This window comes from Thermoplasmata archaeon, from assembly GCA_036395115.1.
GTDB lineage: Archaea > Thermoplasmatota > Thermoplasmata > RBG-16-68-12 > RBG-16-68-12 > RBG-16-68-12.
The window spans coordinates 1-13,894 of sequence record DASWDU010000018.1 but is presented as its reverse complement, the minus strand read 5'-3'; the positions used below and the strand labels follow the sequence as shown (position 1 = coordinate 13,894).

15 protein-coding genes are annotated in these 13,894 nt (G+C 65.5%); 8 read left to right on the top strand and 7 right to left on the bottom strand.

The window, feature by feature from the left end:
- Positions 1–31 precede the first annotated feature (31 nt).
- Together VF992_04095 and VF992_04090 are read left to right on the top strand one after the other, a co-directional pair.
- Positions 32–775, top strand: a complete 744-nt coding sequence (locus VF992_04095; protein HEX9340336.1) for a hypothetical protein — start codon at positions 32–34, stop codon at positions 773–775.
- Positions 760–1,329, top strand: a complete 570-nt coding sequence (locus tag VF992_04090; protein ID HEX9340335.1) for a hypothetical protein — start codon at positions 760–762, stop codon at positions 1,327–1,329. The genes VF992_04095 and VF992_04090 overlap by 16 nt, the downstream gene beginning before the upstream one ends.
- Here VF992_04090 and VF992_04085 read toward each other — a convergent pair.
- From VF992_04085 to VF992_04075, 3 genes are all read right to left on the bottom strand, one after another.
- Positions 1,324–2,163: a recombinase family protein gene (locus tag VF992_04085; protein ID HEX9340334.1), complete on the bottom strand. Its 840-nt coding sequence runs from the start codon at positions 2,161–2,163 to the stop codon at positions 1,324–1,326. The genes VF992_04090 and VF992_04085 overlap by 6 nt on opposite strands.
- A 929-nt stretch (positions 2,164–3,092) precedes the next feature.
- On the bottom strand, positions 3,093–4,112 hold the full coding sequence (locus VF992_04080; protein HEX9340333.1) for an ATP-binding protein: 1,020 nt from the start codon (positions 4,110–4,112) through the stop codon (positions 3,093–3,095).
- 71 nt (positions 4,113–4,183) lie between these two features.
- On the bottom strand, positions 4,184–5,128 hold the full coding sequence (locus tag VF992_04075) for a hypothetical protein (GenBank protein HEX9340332.1): 945 nt from the start codon (positions 5,126–5,128) through the stop codon (positions 4,184–4,186).
- 100 nt (positions 5,129–5,228) lie between these two features.
- On the opposite strand from VF992_04075, the gene purL reads away from it, so the two are divergent.
- The 3 genes from purL (at position 5,229) to VF992_04060 (ending at position 9,366) form a co-directional block, all read left to right on the top strand.
- On the top strand, positions 5,229–7,568 hold the full coding sequence (purL, locus tag VF992_04070; GenBank protein ID HEX9340331.1) for a phosphoribosylformylglycinamidine synthase subunit PurL: 2,340 nt from the start codon (positions 5,229–5,231) through the stop codon (positions 7,566–7,568).
- Positions 7,529–8,401: a phosphoribosylformylglycinamidine synthase subunit PurQ gene (gene purQ / locus VF992_04065; GenBank protein HEX9340330.1), complete on the top strand. Its 873-nt coding sequence runs from the start codon at positions 7,529–7,531 to the stop codon at positions 8,399–8,401. The genes purL and purQ overlap by 40 nt, the downstream gene beginning before the upstream one ends.
- Before the next feature lie 104 nt (positions 8,402–8,505).
- Entirely contained in the window at positions 8,506–9,366 is an 861-nt protein-coding gene (locus tag VF992_04060) for a carotenoid biosynthesis protein (protein HEX9340329.1), read from the top strand.
- Between the two features lie 42 nt (positions 9,367–9,408).
- Here VF992_04060 and VF992_04055 read toward each other — a convergent pair whose 3' ends face one another.
- From VF992_04055 to VF992_04045, 3 genes are all read right to left on the bottom strand, one after another.
- Positions 9,409–9,903 carry a hypothetical protein gene (locus VF992_04055; protein ID HEX9340328.1) on the bottom strand — a complete coding sequence of 165 codons (495 nt, stop codon included), beginning with the start codon at positions 9,901–9,903 and terminating at the stop codon, positions 9,409–9,411.
- 55 nt (positions 9,904–9,958) lie between these two features.
- On the bottom strand, positions 9,959–10,546 hold the full coding sequence (locus tag VF992_04050) for a DUF120 domain-containing protein (GenBank protein ID HEX9340327.1): 588 nt from the start codon (positions 10,544–10,546) through the stop codon (positions 9,959–9,961).
- Positions 10,547–10,657: 111 nt separating this feature from the next.
- Positions 10,658–11,023, bottom strand: a complete 366-nt coding sequence (locus VF992_04045; GenBank protein ID HEX9340326.1) for a twitching motility protein PilT — start codon at positions 11,021–11,023, stop codon at positions 10,658–10,660.
- Between the two features lie 134 nt (positions 11,024–11,157).
- Between VF992_04045 and VF992_04040 the strand changes: the two genes are divergently transcribed.
- The 3 genes from VF992_04040 to VF992_04030 all read left to right on the top strand — a co-directional run bounded on the left by VF992_04040 (position 11,158) and on the right by VF992_04030 (position 13,539).
- Positions 11,158–12,477 carry a hypothetical protein gene (locus tag VF992_04040; GenBank protein ID HEX9340325.1) on the top strand — a complete coding sequence of 440 codons (1,320 nt, stop codon included), beginning with the start codon at positions 11,158–11,160 and terminating at the stop codon, positions 12,475–12,477.
- 145 nt (positions 12,478–12,622) lie between these two features.
- The gene (locus VF992_04035) at positions 12,623–12,970 is read left to right on the top strand and encodes a PadR family transcriptional regulator (GenBank protein HEX9340324.1); all 348 of its coding nucleotides are present in this window, start codon (positions 12,623–12,625) and stop codon (positions 12,968–12,970) included.
- Positions 12,967–13,539, top strand: coding sequence for a hypothetical protein (locus tag VF992_04030; GenBank protein HEX9340323.1), 573 nt, complete (start codon positions 12,967–12,969; stop codon positions 13,537–13,539). The genes VF992_04035 and VF992_04030 overlap by 4 nt, the downstream gene beginning before the upstream one ends.
- Here the strand turns inward: VF992_04030 and VF992_04025 are convergent.
- A partial coding sequence (locus VF992_04025) for an NUDIX hydrolase (GenBank protein ID HEX9340322.1) occupies positions 13,536–13,894 on the bottom strand: 359 nt, incomplete at its 5' end. The two genes, VF992_04030 and VF992_04025, sit on opposite strands and share 4 nt — an antisense overlap.

The following is a 13,894-nucleotide window of genomic DNA, read 5'->3' as shown; positions in this document are numbered from 1 at the left end:
TCTCGGCTCTCGCGCAATGCGGGAATCGGGCATGTTGGACGGAGTAAGCTTCGCTGACTGGTTCGAAGGTGAGGAGACATCGCCCGACATCGATCTTCCGCACGAGCGGCTCGATCTGCTCACGGAATCGTTTTCGTTGCACTTCGATCCGGGGTTTCCGCATGACTCTGTATCGTCCGTGACATTGGCGGTGCTCCTCGCGTTTCCAAGCCCATTGGTCGACGCGTTCGTGGCGACTCCATTCTGCCCATTGGCCGAGCTGAAACCCGAGACCTTCTTCCCTGCCGGAAAGGCAAGCCTTTCTGAAGTGGGTGCCGGAAAGGCAGGCCTTTCTGGATTTGATGAAGCTGCTTCAAGGGCCTATGTGGCAGAGAGAGGATTCATTGGACAGGCGCCCCGAGCGCGATTGATCGCGGAGCCGAGCTACGAGATTCCGCAAGGAACGGCAGAATTCTTTGAAAGAGCCGAACTCGGAAGGTTGGCCACCAAGTTCAGATTTGCTGACCAAACCGGCAGAATAGTTTCATTCCCAGAGCGGACAGTCCTCCATTTCTATGAGGACGTCGGCACCAAAGCCCCGTTCTCCCGCTTCACGCAAATAACGCAAAAGCTACGCCTCCAATCCGAAGAGGAGGTTTTCGGCGCGATTGGGCACACCATAAGAACCTCAACACCCATACCGCAAGGAGGAAACTGGCTCTACCAGTCAGGGGCTTTGCGGGTCGTAGTCCGGTACGAAACCGGCGATGGATGGATAGTTTGGACAGCATACTGAAATCGGGCAAGATGGAAGTAACCTTCCTTGTGAGTGATACCGAATGGGAGGGTAGTAGCGATTATCTTCGTCATCCCCAGGAGCAGGCAGATAGCAGACTCATCGGCTCGACTCTCGACGCCGAGTTGGAGATCGACCTCAGTGTTGCATTGGCCCTCTTCCTGAGACGAGTCGAAACCGGGGTCGGGGCCCCCACAAGATTTCTCGAGCTGCTGACTCGAGGAACTCCCATGTGCGCGTTCAACGGCGAAATCATGGAAGTCAATACCAAAACATATCCCCCCGCCGACCCCCACTACGGCGGTCTAAAAGAGGTCTCGGCCCTGATGCAGTGCGGGTTGCTCATTCCGCTCGTCGGTCTCACGTCGGTGCGTTTCGCTCCTCTTCAGCAAGGCGAGGTCTTAGAGGGCATCTCGGTCCTCAAGGCGAACGTCATTCGCCCCCGGTCGTCCTTTGGAATCACTCACAAGGTCAAGGTTGTCAAGGTGTCAACATTGAGGCCCCATGGAGATCGGCATCCCGGCAACTATAGACTTGTGACTGGCGTCCTATAGGCCAATCTTCTCACAACCGCCATGAAGGGGCGACCTCATCATCTCTCCCGTCGGGACCTCCAACGACTTGTAGCGGTAGCGGTCCTCGGAGAGGCCGTTCGGGACAAGGCGACCCTCCCGGTAGAGCTCCAAGTTCTCCAAGACTCGTCGTACAGATCTCTCCGAGACAGAGTCGCCTGCCCGTTTGCCGTCCGGATAGGGATGGAGTTTGCCCGCTTCTACGACGCCATATGCGGACGCGGCCGCCTCAATCGCGAGTGCCCATTCCGTGGGCTCGAACGTCTTCGTGGCCTTTACCCAGACGAATCCGATCGGCGGACGGCCCAGGTGGTAGTTCTTGGCCCTGGCCACAGGCATCGCCTTCCGGACCCGTTCCGAGATCTGATCCGATTCCAGCTGAGCCCAAATGGCAAGGATGCCGATGAACGCCCAACCCATTGCGGTAGTGGTGTCTATCGACTCTTCCACGCTGGCGAACTGCTTGCCGTTCGCACGCAGCTCGTCGACCATCTCGTAGAAGTTCCGGACGTTGCGATGGATCCGGTCCTGCTTCACCACGAGCAGGACATCCCACGTGTCCATGTCGGCCATCATCCGTCGGTAGGCGGGCCTCGTCGTCGCTCTTCCGCTGGTCTCGTCTCGGTAAATCCGGACGAGCCACCAGCCCTTCGCCTCGCAGTACTTCCGCAGTCTTGTCGCCTGCGCGTCCAAGCTGAACCCTTCCCGCGCCTGGTCCTCCGTTGAGACGCGGATGTATCCGGCGACCCGGGCAGCAGCTTCAAAGGCGATGCCTCGATTCGGCGACTGGGTGGAACAGTCGGGTTCGATGCTCACAACATCGACCTGCCTGGGCCGATCGTGTGGCAACACGTTCGGCTCCACCCTCTTCTTGGACGCCCGAACGCATCAGGGTTCTCCCTAGAGATAGGAGAAAGTGACGACTCCCCCGGGGAAATTGCCTATCAGGTCCTCATTGACGCGCTACGGTTCGATCTGGGGCACTTTCACTCCATTCCAAGCCCTATCCCGTCCTCGGTGGCAAGCTTCATCTCAGCACTAACGCAATGCGGGAGTCGCGTATGTTTGACGGACTAGCCCTCTCCAGCCTGTTCGATAACGAGGGGGCGCCACCCGACATCGATTTGCCGCACGAGCGGCTCGAGCTGCTCACGGGAAGTTCCTCGTTTTCCTTGCACTTCGCGCCGGAACTTCCGTGTGAATTTCCATCCTCAGTGACATTGACGGTCCTCCTCGAGTGCCCAAGCCCGTCGGCCAACGCGTTCGTGGTAGCGCCATTCGGCCCCTGGACCGAGCCAAAGCCCGACACCTTCTTCCCTGCCGGAAAGGCAACCCTTTCTCCGCCTCCGCGCGCCCAGATTTGTCGCAGGAACGGTTTGAAGGGCCACCATCATGGTTTCTCGGGCCGCCTATGTGACCAGGGCGAGGTACGCGTCGACTTTTCTCAAGGTTCCGGTGGGCGGGCGGGGACCCAGGTGAGGGTGGATCCCGTATCAACAATGAGTTCGAGCGCTTGTGCGCAGAGGCGATCTGCCGAGGACATTCGGACTTTCGCCACGACAATTCCCACGACCTCCCGACGCATCGGGTCCATCATATCGGCGGTTGATACAAGAACGTCACCCGCCGCCTTCGGGCTTTCGCGGCGGATCCGTGGGGTATTGAACGGCTCCTCGACCATGGCCCCGCCATGGCCAACGGGGAAGCGAGCCAGCCTTTGATGCGGCGGGCGACACGCGGCGCCCTCAGGCGTATCCGCGGATCCGCTCGCGGCGGGGCGCTTCCTGGAGGTGGTCCGTCGACATGAGCGCGGACTTCTTCGTCTCCCTCTCCGCCGCCCGGACGAAATCTTCCATCGTGATCCGATGGCGCTTGCCCCGGCGCAAGGCGTTCCGCATCGCCTGGCGCACGACATTCAGGATCGAACCTCCGCTGAGCGGGTACTTCTGGGCGAGCGATTCGAAGTCGACGCCCCTCGCGAGCGGCGCCTCTTTCGGGACGAGCCGCTCGTAGATCTGCCGCCGCAGATCCGCGTCGGGCATCGGGAACTCCACCGCGATGTCAACGCGGCGGTCGAGCGCCTTGTCCATGACCCGCGCGAGGTTCGTCGCGAGGATCACGACGCCCGGGTACGTCTCCATCTGGGACAACAGCACGTTGACGTCCCGGTTCATCCACGGGGTCGACATGATGCCCCGGCGCTGGAACACCGCGTCGGCCTCGTCGAAGAACAGCACCGCGCTGCCGTCGAGCGCCGCGTGGAACACGTGCTCGATGTTCTTCTCCGTCTCCCCGACCCACATGTTCTCGAGCTGCGCGTAATTCACGACGTGCAGCGGCCGGCCCAGCTCGCTCGCGATTGCCTCCGCCCCCATCGTCTTGCCGGTGCCCGGCGGCCCCGCGAACAGGAGGCTGAGCCCTTTCGTCCTCCGCATGACCTTGCGGAGCCCCCATCGGCGGTACATGAGGCCCTTGTTCCGCAACTCCGTCAGCGCGTCCTGGAGCCCTTCTCGAGTGGTCTCAGCGAGGACGAGGTCCGCGATCGTGAACCGAGGTTGGACGACCTGCGCAATCGGCCTCGGCGGCTCGTGGATGTGCGGCTCCGGCGCCTCATGCTCGTCTTCGGCCTGGTAGACCTCGACGCCGGCGTCGAGGAGGTGGACGATCCGGCGCACGTCGTCGCGGGACACGTGCCGGCACGACTCTCGGATGCGGCCGCACTTCGGGCACTTCACAATCCACTCGTCCCGGTCCTCCTTCGCCATTCGAGATCCCCCGAGGCGGACGGCGGCGTTCCGCCGCACGGTCCGGCGGGCGAACACAGGCGCGCCGATATTTAAACATCGCCGGCCGGCGCGCCGGCGGCCGACCGGGACGCGCAAAAGTCGTGGGCCATCTGGACCGCGAGGTCGAAGTTGTGCGCGGAGATCATCTCGACGTTCACGCCTAAGGGCACCGGCGGGCGGGAGAGCGCGGCCGCGGCCCGCAGCTGGGACCAGAGGGTCCGCGCCCGATCGAACGACGGGCGCCCGGATCCCGGCTCGACCGAGGCGAGGAGGGCTTCCTCCGTCCGCGGGGTGACGGTCGCGCCCAGCCAAACGAGGAACTCGATGTCCTGGTAGTCGGAGACGGGTGCGAAACTCAGCAACACCGTGGCCGGCTCGAGCCCCTGGGCCGCGCACCGTCGGCCATACGCCCGGAGCACGGTCGCCATCGGCTCCGCCTCGAACAGCACTTGGGACGCGAAGAAGTCGCATCCCGCCTGGGTCTTCTCCATGAGCCGGTCGATCTCCGATTCCCGCTCCGGGATCGTGATGTTTCCCAGGGCGACATCCGCTCGGCCGCGGAGCGCCGCCCGTACGACCCGGTTCGCCTCGACGACGGACGGGCCCGGATAGCGGATCCGGCCCGTCGTCCCGCCAACGAGGACGAAGTTGCGGACCCCGAACTCGGAGGCCGACTCGATGGCCCAGCGACGTAACGCCGCGGTCGACGGGAGGTGGGCCACCACCTTGTTCACGATCGGCTCGACGCCGAGATCCGCCCCGAGTCGCGTGACGAAGTCGCGCGGGTCCAGGTTGCGGTAGAACGGCTGGCCTTCGTGGTTCTCGTCGAGGACCTCCGGCACGTTGAGCGCGTCGAGTCCCTGGATCGAGCGCGCGGCCTCACGGACGCGCGCGACGAGCCCCGCGATCGCCTTCTCGCTTGCGCGCCGGGAAGGCGGGACGACCTCGAGCACGACGGGCGACGCGCGGAGCCGGTCCCGGAACGAAGGCGGCATCGCGGGCGAAATGGCGTACCGCACCACTTGAACGTTCGCCGACGCCGACCTAGGACAAGCATAATGTATTCCGCACGATTGTCGTCTTCGAGGCGAAGGGTTGGGCGAGCGGTTCCGACGGCGGTCCCTCGCGTTCCCGCTGCACGACGTCCTCCTGAGAGACGCCTCCCCGGCGGACCTCGCCGGCATCTCGGAGCGGATGGGGCTCGCCCTCAGCGTTGACGAGATGCGCCGCATCCAGGACTATTTCCGCGCCGCCGGCCGCGACCCGACGGACGTCGAGCTGCAAAGCCTCGGCCAGGCGTGGTCGGAACACTGCTGCTACAAGTCGTCGAAGGTCTTCCTGAAAGAGTTCATCTTCCCCGTCCAGCAGCCGTGGGTGATCGACCGGGGCGACGCGGGCGTCGTGGAGTTCGACGCGGACCACGCGTACGCCCTGCGGATCGAGAGCCACAACCATCCGTCCGCCGTCGAGCCGTACGGCGGCGCGACCACCGGGATCGGCGGGATCCTGCGGGACGTCCTCGCGATGGGCGCGCAGCCAATCGCCCTCGCGGACCCGCTCCACTTCGGTCCGCTCGACACGCCGCTCGATGCGCTGCCGAAAGGGGCGAAACATCCGAAATACCTGTTCGGCGGCGTCGTCGCGGGCATCCGCGACTACGGGAACCGCGTGGGCATCCCGACCGTCGCCGGATGCATCGTCTTCGACGAGGGGTATCTCGGGAACATCATCGTGAACGTCGCCTGCGTCGGCTTCGCGAAGAAGTCCCAGCTCGTCCGCAACCGCGTCGGGTCGCCGCGGGATGTCTTCATCCTCGGCGGCGGCCGGACGGGCCGGGACGGAATCCACGGGGTGACGTACGCGAGCGTCGACCTCACGGAGAAAGCCGTCGAGGGATGGGAGGCCGGCGCCGTCCAGCTGGGAGACCCGATCCTCAAGGAGCCGCTCATCCACGCGTGCGTCGAGTGCGCGCAGGCGGGGCTCCTCGACGGTCTCAAGGACCTCGGCGGCGGCGGGCTCTCGTGCGTCGTCGGGGAGATGGCCCTGGGCGGCGGATTCGGCGCGGAGATCGACCTCGAGAAGGTCCCGCTGAAGGAGGAGGCCCTCGCGCCGTGGGAGATCTGGGTGTCCGAGAGCCAGGAACGGATGATGCTCGCCGTGCTCCCGGAGAACGTCGAGAAGGTGCTGCGGATCTTCGCCCTGTACGACGTCCCGGCGACGGTCGTCGGGCGCGTGATCCCCGAGAAGGTCGGCCGCGTGACCTACCGCGGTGTCGGCGTGCTCGAGATGGCCCTGGAATTCTACACCGGCGGGCCGGAATACACGCGCGATGTCCGGCCTCCGAAGCGAAACCCACGAGGTGCGCTCGATCTCCCGCCGGAACCGCGGGACTATCGGACGACGATCCTCAGGCTGCTCGCGTCCCCGAACATCGCTTCGAAGGAATACGTCATCCGACAGTACGACCACGAGGTCCGCGCGTCGACCGTCCTCAAGCCGATGCACGGGGTGATCGGGAAGGCGGCGCACGGCGACGCGTCCGTCATCCGACCGATGCCGGATTCGTGGCGTGCGCTCGCGATCGCGGTCGCCTCGACGCCGCACATCGCCTCGATCGACCCGTTCGCCGGCGGCGCGTCCGCGGTCGACGAGGTGTGTCGCAATCTCGTAGCGGTCGGCGCCGCGCCTCACTCCCTGACGAACTGCCTGAACTTCGGCAACCCGGAGAAGCCCGACCGCTTGTGGTCGTTCCGCGAGGTCGTCCGCGGCATCGGGGCGACGGCCCGGGCGCTCGGCGTGCCGATCCCCTCGGGGAACGTATCGTTCTACAACGAATCCGCGATCGGGCCGTGCCCGCCCACGCCCGTGATCCTCGGCGTGGGGATCGTGGACGACCTTCGGCGGTGCGTGACGTCAGACTTCAAGCGGCCCGGCGATCCGGTCGTCCTCGTCGGGGACACGGGTCCGGACCTTGGAGGCTCCGAGTACCTCCGGCTGCGCGGGAAGGGGATCGCCCCGGCGCCCGCGGTCGACGCACCGGGCCTCCGCGCATCGATTGATCACCTCCTCGCGGCGATTCGGGCCGGCACCGTGCGCGCGTGCCACGACCTAAGCCACGGGGGGCTCGCAGTCGCGGCGGCCGAGATGTGCCTCGGCGGCGACCTCGGCGCCGACCTCAAGACCACGGCGATGGACCCGGGGCGGTGGGACGTGCAACTGTTCTCCGAGTCGAACGGACGCTGGCTCGTCGAGGTCCCGAAAGACCGGTACGAGGAGTTCATGCACCTCATGGAAGGCGTCCCGGCGACGTACTTGGGCACGACGGGCGGGCGCTCGCTGCACCTCGCCCGCGGTCGGCAGTGGACCTCCCTCGCCCTCCCCGCGATGCGGAAGGCGTGGAGCGAGGCGATCCCGAAGCAGGTGGTGGTCGCCTGAAGCGCTCGTCGATCCGCGTCGGCGTCGTCTACATCGAAGGCACGAACTGCGAGGACGAGTCGGTCGCGTTCTTCCGACACCTCGGCGCCCACGCGGAGAAGGTCCACCTGAAGCAGCTCACCGGCGACGCGCCCGCGGAACTCCGGCGGGACCTCGATGACTACGACATCGTCATGATTCCGGGCGGCTTCGCGGCCGGGGACTACGTCCGCGCGGGCACGATCTTCGCGGCCCGGCTCCGATCGAGGCTCTCGAGAGACCTCGTCGCCTTCGTGAAGGCGGGCAAGCCGCTGTTCGGCGTGTGCAACGGGTTCCAGGTCCTCGTGGAGGCGGGCCTCCTCCCCGCCCTCGGTGGCGTCATGACGGACGAGCCGGAGGCGGTCCTCGCGACGAACGACTCAAGCCACTACGAGTGCCGGCCCAGCTTCCTGCGGATGGAGAACGGCGGGTCGTGCGTCTTCACGCGCGGCCTGAAACGAGGCGGCGTGGTCACATTCATCTCCGCCCACGCGGAGGGAAAGTTCCTGCTGCCGAAAGACCGGGAGAAGAAGATGCTGAAGGAGCTCGCCGACAACGACCAGATCGTCTTCCGGTTCGTGGACGACCGGGGCAAGTACGCCGGCTACCCGTGGAACCCAAGCGGCACGACGTTCAACATCGCCGCGCTGTGCAATCGCGACGGGAACGTCTTCGGCGTGCAGCCGCACCCCGAGCGATGTTTCTTCCGCCACCTCCATCCGGACTGGACCCGCAGGGACGATGGAGACCCGGTCTACGGCGACGGGAAAGCCGTCTTCGAGGGCGTGTTGCAGTACGTCGAGAGACGGTTCTAGCCGACTCCGGACCTCGGCCCCGCCGTTCCGCATTCGACGATCGACGGACTCCGCGCTCCGCCTTGACATAGTTATATCTCCGGGCCGTCCGCATCCGGGACTGGATGGAGGTCGTGCCCAGCCGTTCCCGGCTCGACCGCGTCTACCTCTTCGCGTTCGTCGGCGTCGCCGCCATCCAGCTCAGCGCGGCGATCATCCAGTTGATCACGAGCGCGACGGTGCCCGGGGCCACCGTCCTCGCATCGGCGTTCGTCGTCGCGTGCATGCTGCGGACGCACGGCCTCTCGGGCACGATGTCGTTCGTCGGCCTCGTGATTGCGATTCCGTTCGCATCCGAATTCCTGGGAGTCCTCACAGGCGTCCCGTACGGCGCGTACGCCTATCTGCAGGCACCGGGCCCGTACGTGCTCGGCCTCGTGCCGGTGTTCATCTTCATCGCATGGATTCTCGTCGGATACCTCGCAATCGCCACGACGACGGCTGCGCTGGGCCGTTCGACCCTGTGGCTCGCGCCGGTGGACGGCCTCGTGGCGACGGCGTGGGACCTGCTCGTGGACCCCGTCGCGGTCCGGTCTCAATTCTGGACCTGGCTCTCTCCTGCCACCCTGTACGGCGTCCCGTTGTCGAACTTCCTCGGCTGGTTCCTGATCGTCACCGGGCTCTCGGCGGCGACCCGTTGGATGTGGGCGCGCGACGTCCGCGCACCGGCCCAGATGCCCCGCGCAATCCTCACAATCGTACCAGGCGTGCTCCTGACGTCCGCCCTCCAGTTCGGAATCCTGTCGACGGCGTACGGCTTCTTCGTGACCGCCCTCATCGGATTGGGCATCGTCCTGCCGGTCGTCGGGCTCGCCTGGCGTCGCCTCGCGTTGATGCCGCGCGAACTCTTCGCCCCGAATCTGTGGAGCCCGGCGACCGCGGCCGCAAACGCCCGACGGATCGCCCAAGAGGACGACCGCGCCTGAGGCTCGATCGGTGCGTGCTGCGAAAACCGTCACCGCGGCTCATCAACCGCTCGACGACATCCCGCCCATCCCCACGAAGATACCGGCGGGCGCCACGATTACTTGGATGTCGCGCGACGTAAAGAGTTCGGCGACGAGCCAATACGTGCGCTCCGCCGGTACGGGCGAACCCGACGCATTTACTTGGAGCCACGTGAAATTCCACGACCGAGTCTCCCCCGGAGGGAGGAGCCTCGCGAACATCAGCGGACAAGAGCGCAATCCCCCGTCGCCGGGGTATATCTGCGCGTGGCTTTCGTCCTCCACGATGAAGTAGATTCCACAACCCGGACCCCCGGGGCCGTCCGGCACGGTGACGGGCCGGTTCCCACCGACGACGAGTGTGGCGGTAAAATTCACCGGCTCCCCGGGCGCGTAGACGGTCCGTCCCGCGCGGACAGAGATCCACACCGCGGGATGAGGGAACCAGGCCGCCACGGCGGCGACGAGGACGATGCACCCCGCGACGAGGAGCGGAAGGGCCCTGGGAAAAGCCATCGCACGACGAACACGGCCCACGGTCTTGGGCTTTGCGTTTACGTACGGACGTTTCCTAAAGCGTCACATTGAGCTCGAGCACGTCCCCATCCTTGAGCCCGAGCGCGCTCCGTAGGTAGTGCTTCGAGATGACCTCGAGGACGTCCGTGTGGTGCGTGCGGATCGGCATGATGACGGCGCAATCGACATGGCCCGCCGTCGCGAGGAAACACTTCGCGCCGCCGAACGTACGGCCGGCGGCCTCGAATCCCGAGATCTCGATCCCCGGATTCTCCTGAAGGATCCGCAGCTTCGCGAGGTCCGGGCCCGCGATCTTCAGGTTCAGTGTCCCTTCGTAGGGCTCGAACCAGAGCTTCTTGCGGAACTGGTCCTTGTAGCCTTTCTGCCGCATGTAGAACGCGCCTTCCCCCAGGCCGCTCGCGACGCTCCCCGTGATCGTGAGCGTCTCCTTGATGTCGAAGACCCGCTGATAATCGGCGTACTCCTTCCGGAGGACGTCCGCGCCTTTCGGCGTCAGCCGGATGCGCTGGCGGCGGGTCGCGAGGTCTCGCGCCACCAAGCCCTCGCGGATCAACTCGAGGATCCGCTGCGACGCGCTCTGCTGGCTCACGCCGACGAGCTTGCCCAGGTCGCGTGACGACAAGTTGACGTAGTCCTTGAGCCCGCCCGTGAGGGCAATCGCCTTGAGCGTCTCGACGTGGTACGGCTTCAGCGGCGCGGGACAGGCCCGCGCCGGGCTTATGTCTTTCCAGCGTCACAAGCCTTCCGCGACGAGGTGGTTGCGGGATCGCAGGAAGACGCGAGGGACGCCCGCCGCCCGAAGTCGTTCCAGGAGCGGTTGGTCGTTCGTCACGACGACCGCGCGATGCGTCGTCGCGAGGTCGAGGAGCGCGTCGTCCGCGGACCCGTGGGCCTCCATCCGGCGGTACTTTCCTGCGAGACGCAGCCCGGACCGGGCGTCCCGATCGGACTCGGCGAGGACGGCCAGCTCCGCCAGCACGGGCGTCGGGACCGCGACCTCGACATCGCCCACGACTCGGCGCAGCTCCGCGTCGAGGTGGACCTGGAACTGGAAAGGCATCAAGAGGGCGTTCGCGTCGAGCAAGATGAGCCGAGACACCGTTTTCGTGCATCCGTGCCGAACTATATGGGCTTGACCGGAGAATCGCTTCGCTGGATTTAAGTACAGATACAATCATAGCGACACTATGTCCATAGTGAGGCGATATATCGTCTCACGGGGAAGGTGAACGCATGCGCACGTTGGTGGTGGCATTGGTCGTGGCGGCCCTGCTCGCGATCCCCCTTGGCTTCATGGGATCGGCGAGCGCGGCGGCCCCACCGCGCGACCTCACGCCGGTCGTGATCGGTCCCATCTCGACGGACCGGTTCGGTGGCGGCGATCTCGTCGGTGTGAAAGCCGGGAACGCGGTCTTCGGCGTACGGTACGGAACGACCGCTCATGTGAACGACGTCGTGATCTTCGCGGAGTACAAGCGGTTCCTGGGCGGAGCAGAGATCGTCGATGAACAGGGCAACTACATCGCGACGCGCGGCGTGCCGGTGTACACGGTCCTGGCGCAGAGCCTGAACCGCTTCATCGAGTTCCGCGCCGTGAACGCGAGCGACGGATTCGACCTGATGAGCGTCGACACCTTCGGGGTCCCACTCACGCAGAATGTCCCGATCAAAGCGCGCAGCCTCGTGACGGCGTGGACGCTGAGCGGCCTGACGAACGAGACCGTCGATGACGTAACCTACGTCAACTTCACGGTCGGTGCGCCCGACCTGCCGTACACGCGCGTGCTCGACAACACGAGCCTCGGAGACGGGATGCTCAACTACGTCGCGTTCACGTTCCACCTGACCGTGGACACGCGCGACAAGAGCGCCCAGATCCCGTGGTTCAAGGTGACCGTGGACGATGGCAACCGCTACGACATCACAGACGTCGACTTCCTCGGCTACAGGAACGTCACGGGCCCGACCGTCGCGATGGGCGCGAAGTACGACCACCTGATCGAAGGCTGGGACTTCGCGTACCCGGACAGCCGGCTTGCGCTCGAGACCCACCTGATCATCGGGAACTACATCCCTGAACGGACGGCGGACTTCATCCACGCGCTCCTGCGCGAACGCGCGGACGACGGGAACAGCACAGTCGGCGATGCGCGCACCCTGAACGACACGCTGCGGACCCGGCCCCGCCTCTACACGCGCGACAGCGTGTACTTCGACGACAACTACACGCGGATCGGCCGGTTCGAGTGGGCGACGAGCGTCACGGTAGACGGGCGGCCGTCGACGATGACGTTCAACCTCCAGGGTGGCGGGAGCCTTTTCTTGGAGCACGGGGGCGCGTACTTCGTGGGCTTCTGGCTCCGGGGTGCATTCGTGTATCCGCAGGGCCAGACAATCGAGCATGACCCCGTCCTCTCGACGGAGGCGCTCGTCGATCTGCCGTCCGCGGTGAACCTGACTCCCCTGACGATCCTCGCGGCGCAGCTGGCGGTTGTCGCCATCGCCATGGGTCCTGCCCTGTACCTGCGAGTGAAGGCGAGGCGCCAAACGTAGCGCCTCCCCTCCCCCTTTTTCTCTCGAATCCCAGCGCGATGATCGAAGTCTTCGGAGGGATGGACGCCGATGACGAATCTGCCCTCGCCGACGCAATCGGGTCACGAAAGCCGAAATAGCGAGGCACGGATACGAGGTGCCGCGGATGCCCGAGGTCTCGCCGGAGTGGACGGCCGAGCTGAAGAAGGGCTCGATCCAGCTCTGCCTCCTCGCCCTGCTCTCGAAGCAGGAAAAGTACGGATTTCAGATCCTGCACGAACTCAAGGACAAGTCGAACGGGTTCTTCGATCTGAAGGAGGGGACGTTGTACCCGGCCCTGCGGCGCCTGGAAGAGCGGGGATTTGTCGAGAGCCGATGGCAAGAACCGGAGACGGGCGTGCCGAGGAAGTACTACCGACTCACGGACCGCGGCCGGGTCGCGCTCACGGAAGCCCTCGGGATCTGGGACGCCATGACGGCGGGCGCCGCAGCGGTCCTGGAGGACGCCCGATGACGCCGCAGGAGGACTACCTGAGCCAGGTGCGTCGCGCGATGTCCGGCATGGAGCCTGCGGTGCGGGACGACATCTTGCGCGAGCTCCGGAGCCACGTCGCGGAATCCATGGCGGCGAACGGCGACAATCCGACCACCGCGTTTTCCGGACTCGGCTCTCCGCGAGAAGTGGGCCGCCACTATCGGGCCATCTACGGATACAGTCGCGTGTATCGCGCGTTGTTCGCGATGATCGCCTTCCTGTTGGCCGTCCCTTCCATCCCCGTGCTGGTTTCCGGGAACGAACGGATCTTCCCCTATGGCCTCTCGATCATCTTCCTCATCGTCGTCGCCGCCTGGGTGGTGTGGGTGAGCGTCGCCGCGGGATCGCGCGCCGGTTTGATCGCCGGCGTCGCGGGGTTCGTGGGCAGAGTCTTTGCTTTCGCGATCGCGGCTCAGACGCAGCCCGGCGCGGTGGTGACCGCAGAAGGCATCGAAATCCTCCTGGCGGCCTCTGTAGCCCTCGTGGTCCTCGGATGGTTGCCGGGGACCGCGAAACAGACTTGGTCCGGGCCTCGGGCGGAGCTCTAGTCGCCTTTCCATCGCCGAATGATCTCATCGTGGTCGAAGGCCATCCTCGGAAGATCGTCCGGATTGATGAGCATCACATCGGCCGCATCGCTCCCCGCTTTCAAGACACCGCCGATCTCCTCGAGCGCATACGCGATCGAGACGACATGGCCCCTCGGGTCCCGGGACGGATCCGAGAACACGCCGACGAGGCGCAAGACTCGCGTTCCGAGGCCGGTCTCTTCACGGACCTCTCGCACCGCCGCGTCTTCGACCCTTTCTCCGAGTTCCACGAAGCCGCCGGGCAGCGCGGGCATCCCACGGAACGGATCGTTCCGACGGCGGACGACGACGAGCTTGCCATCGTGGAGGACGA

Excerpts from the sequence above, each read along its gene's own strand:
- VF992_04095 (HEX9340336.1), top strand. The coding sequence starts at position 32 with ATGTTGGACGGAGTAAGCTTCGCTGACTGGTTCGAAGGTGAGGAGACA.
- VF992_04080 (HEX9340333.1), bottom strand. The coding sequence starts at position 4,112 with ATGGCGAAGGAGGACCGGGACGAGTGGATTGTGAAGTGCCCGAAGTGC.
- VF992_04055 (HEX9340328.1), bottom strand. The coding sequence starts at position 9,903 with ATGGCTTTTCCCAGGGCCCTTCCGCTCCTCGTCGCGGGGTGCATCGTC.
- VF992_04030 (HEX9340323.1), top strand. The coding sequence starts at position 12,967 with ATGACGCCGCAGGAGGACTACCTGAGCCAGGTGCGTCGCGCGATGTCC.
- VF992_04075 (HEX9340332.1), bottom strand. The coding sequence starts at position 5,128 with ATGCCGCCTTCGTTCCGGGACCGGCTCCGCGCGTCGCCCGTCGTGCTC.
- VF992_04040 (HEX9340325.1), top strand. The coding sequence starts at position 11,158 with ATGCGCACGTTGGTGGTGGCATTGGTCGTGGCGGCCCTGCTCGCGATC.
- VF992_04060 (HEX9340329.1), top strand. The coding sequence starts at position 8,506 with ATGGAGGTCGTGCCCAGCCGTTCCCGGCTCGACCGCGTCTACCTCTTC.
- VF992_04035 (HEX9340324.1), top strand. The coding sequence starts at position 12,623 with ATGCCCGAGGTCTCGCCGGAGTGGACGGCCGAGCTGAAGAAGGGCTCG.